Annotated in this window: 1 protein-coding gene and 1 pseudogene; both read right to left on the reverse strand. The window is 44.7% G+C overall.

What is annotated here, in order from left to right; all coding sequences use genetic code 11:
- Positions 1 to 91, reverse strand: a pseudogene (locus GOB58_RS12790) (DDE-type integrase/transposase/recombinase); the annotation flags it as partial.
- Positions 92 to 262: 171 nt separating this feature from the next.
- On the reverse strand, positions 263 to 3,022 hold the full coding sequence (locus GOB58_RS12795) for a Hint domain-containing protein (RefSeq protein WP_173560450.1): 2,760 nt from the start codon (positions 3,020 to 3,022) through the stop codon (positions 263 to 265).
- Between the last annotated feature and the right edge of the window lie 427 nt (positions 3,023 to 3,449).

The raw sequence follows: 3,449 nt of genomic DNA on the forward strand, positions 1-3,449 counted from the left end.
AGAAATCAATTGTATCACCGTCCTTATCAACGGCCCGGTACAAATAACTCCACTGACCTTTCACCTTAATGTAAGTCTCATCAACACGCCATCTGCGAGAAAAGCCGGGACCAAATACCTTTCCTGTTGAAAGCTTTAAACGCTCAGTCAACCGGCACAAAACCGTTACAAGTCCACTATTGTCAGCCCTTATTTCGCGTCTGGATCGGAGAAAAAAACTGAAAAAACCGAAGAATTTTTTCAGCTCTCCACATTTCCAGACTTACCCAGCAAACTTCAGGTTAACTGGCTGCTCTTTATGTTGCCTGTAAGGTCCTGCTGCTATGACCTCGACAGAGAGCACTCTCATTTCACTGCTTAGCCCCAGAGGAAGAGCCGCATCTCCTTTAGTCCAGCGCATCGTTCTGCTGCTTTCCGTGCAGTGCCATCCTGCCAGCTCCTCCTGTGTCAGATGTGTGTCCACGACTATAGACGCAGCCCCTTCAAGAAGCGTCACCATGCCCACAAGAACACCAAGAACACGTCTGTCATCAATAAATGGTCCTACTACATCATACGGACGACTGGTACGGGACATCAGAGTTACTGATGCTGTACCTGCCGGTATCATGAACAGAGCCCGCCCGTTCTGGCGGCGTATCTGCCGGATAACATCACCAGTTTGCGTCAGAAGATGCAGGTCAGGATCATATGTTAGTTCTGCTGTTTTGTTCTGGTGTGGCAGGTCCATCTGGTCCGCACGTTCTTCTATGTGACGGAAGATATTTTCAGCAAACTGTTGTGAAACATCGAGAGGTGCTGCTGCATCATCCCATGTCAGGTTGCGGGATGGTGTAAAAGCCACAAGCTTACCATGCTGATAAAAGGCCTGACGATTGCCAGTATCAAGGTAGCTTTCAGTCAGCATTCCATCAGCCATAATGACAGCGTGCTCACCTGTTTCAATATGATAATAATCATAGGATTTGATCGATTTATCATAAAACACTGAGCGGCCGTTCACCAGCATACGCACGGGAATAAACCGGCCATCAAAAAACAGACAATGCTCTGAGGTAATCAGCATATCTTTAAATGGCACACCCTCAGCCACGGCATTTTTTAGAATACGCACAGGGTAGCCTGCTTCATCATCTGGTAAATGAGGGCGCACATTGCAATATGATCGGCCAACCCACGTGATATGGCGTATCACTTCAATACTATTAACATACGCAATAACTTCATCGTTCATGGATAAGTCCTGAACCGGAGTTATGCCCGATGGAGTTTTAATCAAACTACCCGGCAAAAAACAAATTTCCGATTCAGCCTGTAGAACATCGTAGGTAGATCCAGTTTCTAATGTTGTAGCAATAGATGTTCCTCCTGCCTGTACGATCAGGGCTGCTGCCGAGCCAACGTAAGCACTGGTAATTACACCTCCACTATTAATGTAGAATGTATCACCATTTCCGTCTTGCGAATTCCCGGCAATAATAGAGTCACTAACAGATGACCCACCGGCGTATACATGTCCGGCGTCTGATACCAGAATATTATCGGATGAAATGCCTCCGCTGCTTACATATGTCCATCCGTTAACATTCACGGAGGATTCCAGAATTCCTCCGGACAGAATATAGAGATTATTATTACCACCTGAGATATAAGCACCGGAGGCAACAGCGCCGGAAGCAACAGTAAGGCTTCCTCTGGAAATAATGATGGGACCGGTATATTTTGTAGCTCCGGCTATCGGAGTAGCACTACTGCCTGTTCCGGTAGCAGATTCGTAGTATGTTATTCCGTCACTGCCTTTTATGGCAATCCAGTAACCACCACTTACCGTATTTGCAGACAGATATCCAGGGTGCGGCTCCATAATATAATAGGTAATAGGCTGTTCTATATTAGCCTGAGAGTTGATGTTTAATATACTTCCTGATCCATTAATGGTATTTCCGCTAATGAAAGAGCCTTTATCTATATAATAAGTATCACTGCCACCATCAGAAGAATTGCCTGCCAGAAACGTAGTTGATACAGCAGACCCACCGGCGTATACATGCCCGGCATCTGATACCAGAGTATTATCGGATGAAATGCCTCCGCTGCTTACATATGTCCATCCGTTAACATTCACGGAGGATTCCAGAACTCCTCCGGACAGAATATAGAGATTATTATTACCACCTGAGATATAAGCACCGGAGGCAACAGCGCCGGAAGCAACAGTAAGGCTTCCTCTGGAAATAATGATGGGACCGGTATATTTTGTAGCTCCGGCTATCGGAGTAGCACTACTGCCTGTTCCGGTAGCAGATTCGTAGTATGTTATTCCGTCACTGCCTTTTATGGCAATCCAGTAACCGCCACTTACAATAGAAGCTCCTGATGGTGCCTTCGGATAACTGACCGTGGGATCTGTATTTGCAATGCCACTATTTTCCTTTTGGCTCCCTAAAGTCTGGCCTGCAGATGTAATCTTTAACGTCCCGCCATTTTCTACATTAACAGGACTAACAATTATAGCATTGCCTGCTGTTGCATCCAGCGTAGCGCCAGAACCAACTACAGTATTCCCTCCTACATACCCCCCGCTATTGATATAAAATGTATCACCATTTCCATCTTGCGAATTCCCGGCAATAATAGAGTCACTAACAGATGACCCACCGGCGTATACATGTCCGGCGTCTGATACCAGAATATTATCGGATGAAATGCCTCCGCTGCTTACATATGTCCATCCGTTAACATTCACGGAGGATTCCAGAATTCCTCCGGACAGAATATAGAGATTATTATTACCACCTGAGATATAAGCACCGGAGGCAACAGCGCCGGAAGCAACAGTAAGGCTTCCTCTGGAAATAATGATGGGACCGGTATATTTTGTAGCTCCGGCTATCGGAGTAGCACTACTGCCTGTTCCGGTAGCAGATTCGTAGTATGTTATTCCGTCACTGCCTTTTATGGCAATCCAGTAACCACCACTTACAATAGAAGCTCCTGATGGCGGATTATATAGTATGGTCATTAAATTTATCCATTGATGTATCTATAAATATAGTAATATAGAGCAATATAAATATATTTATTTTATATTAACAATATTCACTTTTTCATGATGTTAAAAATAACGGATCACATAACGAAGGCCATTGAACAGCTTTCGCTGATCATGATGGCGTTGCTCAGCGTCTCCCTTCATAAGAAGAAGATAAGGAACAATCAGAGACCACTCTTCTTCGCTGATATCAGATAGATATGATTTACGTGAATTATTCTTTCATCTGTTCCGCAATACTTACGCAAAGTGCATAACACCCTCTAGGTTTAATCTGATGAGTTTTCTAGGCTCAGGACCTGTTAATTTCTTGAAGTAAGCGAGAGATTGTGATTCACAGGCTTACCGATGGAGGATGAGCCTGTGAGTGATGTATTTTTACTGTCTGAGAGCCAGA

The sequence above is a fragment of the Acetobacter thailandicus genome, from assembly GCF_011516655.1.
In the GTDB taxonomy this organism is placed as follows: Bacteria; Pseudomonadota; Alphaproteobacteria; order Acetobacterales; family Acetobacteraceae; genus Acetobacter; species Acetobacter thailandicus.

Coding starts and splice junctions, on each gene's coding strand:
- GOB58_RS12795 (WP_173560450.1), bottom strand. CDS start 3,022: ATGACCATACTATATAATCCGCCATCAGGAGCTTCTATTGTAAGTGGT.